The following is a 619-nucleotide window of genomic DNA, read 5'->3' as shown; positions in this document are numbered from 1 at the left end:
GTCAGGACTCTCGCGGTCCACCACTTCGGCCAGTTCGGTCGCCTCCATCAGGGTTACCCCCTCGGGCCGGAAATCCTTGTGCCACGTTCCGGCGCTGTCACACCACGGGCACGACTGTGGACAGCCGTACAGGCGGATGAAGTACGCTGCGCGGCCCAGATGCACCCCCTCGCCCTGCCAGGTGTAGAAGCGCTCGTAGACCGGGTACTTCATTCCCAGTACTCGCAACTGCTGTCCGGGGTTTCCCACAGGGTCACCCGCAGTTTGAGATCGGCTCCGTCGTCTCCGGCCGGAAGGTCCGCGCGGACGCGCTGCAGGGTCCCCCGGTGAATGTAGGCGGCGATGACCTCGGCGGTGGTGTCGTCGCCCAGTTCTGGAAGGTCGTTGAGGTAGGCGTGGTCAAGTCCGCCCTGCTCCACGTCCTTCTTGGCCCATTTCAGGGTCCTGAAGTCCGCGACCATGATGTGCCGCCCCACATGGGCGCTGGGACGCAGTTTCTCGGAGGTCAGCTGCATGCGCACCCGGTAGGTGTGGCCGTGCAGGCGTCCACACGGACCGTCGTAGCCGGTGATGACGTGCGCCGAGTCGAAAGTGAACTCGGACGTGAGGGTCCAGGGCA

General features: G+C 65.3%; 1 protein-coding gene and 1 pseudogene. Both read right to left on the bottom strand.

What is annotated here, in order from left to right; translation table 11 throughout:
• Positions 1-213, bottom strand: a pseudogene (locus IEY21_RS16715) (7-carboxy-7-deazaguanine synthase QueE); the annotation flags it as partial.
• The coding region (locus tag IEY21_RS16710; protein WP_188905468.1) for a 6-pyruvoyl trahydropterin synthase family protein at positions 210-619 on the bottom strand (410 nt) is incomplete at its 5' end. The gene IEY21_RS16710 and the pseudogene IEY21_RS16715, both read right to left, overlap by 4 nt.

Source organism: Deinococcus aerophilus, from assembly GCF_014647075.1.
Classification (GTDB): domain Bacteria; phylum Deinococcota; class Deinococci; order Deinococcales; family Deinococcaceae; genus Deinococcus; species Deinococcus aerophilus.
Note: the sequence above shows the minus strand (reverse complement) of the source record. Positions and strands in the feature narration are given on the sequence as shown.